The sequence below is a fragment of the Coprococcus sp. AM100_B19A genome (assembly GCF_027662015.1).
In the GTDB taxonomy this organism is placed as follows: Bacteria; Bacillota; Clostridia; order Lachnospirales; family Lachnospiraceae; genus Allocoprococcus; species Allocoprococcus comes.
Genome location: NZ_JAQDKN010000037.1, coordinates 1 through 2380, shown reverse-complemented (window position 1 = coordinate 2380; position 2380 = coordinate 1). Strand labels below are relative to the sequence as shown.

General features: G+C 34.8%; 2 protein-coding genes. Both read right to left on the bottom strand.

What is annotated here, in order from left to right; translation table 11 throughout:
* Positions 1-81: 81 nt before the first annotated feature.
* Complete coding sequence (gene cls, locus PGQ33_RS16595) at positions 82-1641, bottom strand: cardiolipin synthase (protein WP_270206116.1); 1560 nt, start codon at positions 1639-1641, stop codon at positions 82-84.
* A 35-nt stretch (positions 1642-1676) separates the two neighbouring features.
* Positions 1677-2357: a GTP pyrophosphokinase gene (locus PGQ33_RS16590; protein ID WP_117502251.1), complete on the bottom strand. Its 681-nt coding sequence runs from the start codon at positions 2355-2357 to the stop codon at positions 1677-1679.
* Positions 2358-2380: the final 23 nt, after the last annotated feature.

Sequence of the window (2380 nt, the reverse complement as noted above, 5' to 3'; positions counted from 1 at the left end):
GTTAGATATAGCAAAAACGGCCTTTCAAAAACAGTTAACTTCTAAATCAACTGTTTTTTGAAAGGTCGTTTCATCAGATTCTTATAGCAATCCAGCAAATAATCTCATAAATAATTGTCCCAGTCGCAAATATGCACTTCGTCCGGTTTGATATTGGTCTGTCACATCACGACATTCTCCCATCGTTCTTATCAGATCATTTTTTATTTCCACAACTGCCTGACAATCTGCCATAAAACAGCCGTTTTCAAAATGGTGATATAAACTTCGATAATCCAGATTAATTGTTCCACAAGTTGCCATACAGTCATCTGCCACACTCATTTTTGCATGACAGAAACCAGGAATCCACTCATAAACACGAACACCATGTTTAACTAATCCATGATAAAAAGAACGAGTTATATTATAAATGAATTTTTTATCAGGGATACCAGGTGTGATAATTCTTACGTCTACCCCTCGCTTAGCAGCCAGACATAACGCATGCGTCATTTCATCTGTTATGATTAGATATGGAGTCATAAACCAACAATATTTTTCAGCTTTATTTATCATACTGATATAAACTTCTTCTCCTACTTGCTCATTATCCATAGGGCTGTCTGCATAAGGTTGAACAAACCCAGTTTGCTGTGCCGCATAATCATAGTGGAAAAGGTATTTACTAAAATCAGAATCATTAGCATCCTTATCACTTACTGCATTCCACATTTCCAAAAATGTCACCGTAAGCGACTGAACAGCATCTCCTTCTAAACGAATACCTGTATCTTTCCACTGTCCATACGGGTGTGTGTAATTAAAATATTCGTTTGCCAGATTATATCCACCTGTAAATCCGACTTTTCCATCAATAACTGTTATTTTTCTATGATCACGATTGTTCAAAAACAGATTTAAACCTGGCATAAACGGATTGAATACACGGCAATGAATTCCTATTGCCTCCATCTTTTTCACAAAATCTGTGTTAATAAAGCCTATAGAACCCATATCATCGTAGAATACTCTAACTTCCACACCTGCTTTTACTCGCTCTTCCAGAACATCTTGAATCTTATGCCATGCTTCAGCGTCTTCTATCGCATGATATTCCATAAAGATAAACTTCTGTGCTTTCTCCAAATCCTTAAGCTGTGCCTCTAATCCTTTCACTGCTTCATCAAAATACACAATATCCGTATTCTGATAGATTGGATACTGCGAATTTCTTTGTATGTAACTTGCTATATTTCCTGCTTTCGGAATTGTTTCTTTTATTTTGCTCAAACACTCCTGACTGTCCGGAAGCATTGGTAACAATTTGCTATCAATTTCTGCATATCGCTCACGCATTTTATGTGTGCCACCATTCAAACCAATCAACAAATACAGGCCTACACCCATAATTGGGAAGATTAGAATTAAGATGACCCACGGCATTTTCATAGAAGAGGTCTTATCTGATGCGTACAATCCCAAAACCAAGATTCCACTCAAAATCCTTGTAAATAAATTTATAATTTCTGCATATTCATTCAAGCGTGTTACGATAGTAATAATAAAAATTACTTCCAGAAGAATGCAGACTATGGAAAAACACAGCCGTTTTACCCCATTTTTTGTTTTTGCTTTGCCCTCTAAAGTATCTTGCTTCATATATATTCCACCTTCCTACTTGCTCAGTTTTCTGCCTAAATTTCATGAAACATACCAATTTTGTCTTTTATTCTCTGCATTTCATTATCCGCTTCAATGATAGATCTTGCAGAATGAAGTAATTCTTCACTTATCTCATCATAACCAGGCATTTCTTCAATTCCTTTTTTATAGCGAAGTTGATGTTCCAATGTTGCCCAGAAATCCATACCATTGGTTCGGATCTGTAATTCTACACGCATAGGTGTTTTACCCTTAGCAAAAAATACTGGTATTTCAACAATCATATGATAGCTTCGATAACCATTTGGTTTTGGATTTTTTATATAATCTTTTATTTCAATAACTTTAATATCATCCTGTTGGGTAATCAAATCTGATATCATATAAATATCGTCAATAAACGCACAAACTATTCGAACGCCTGCTACATCATTTAAATATGTCTGTATATTTTCTGTTGTAAAATCATGTCCCATTTTCTGCAATTTATTGTAAATACTATTGGGCTTCTTAATCCTTGTTTTTATAAAAGAAATAGGATTTCGATTGTTCTCAACTGAAAATTCATCATCCAAAACCTCAAGTTTAGTTTGTATCTCCCGAATAGCACAACGATACATCATCATTAAATTATAAAATTTTGTAGCATTATTTAAAAACTGTAGTGATTCCGGACTGTCCATCCAGAGTTTTTTTACTTCATCCTTTGTCATGGTACTTTCCTTTCTACTTCATC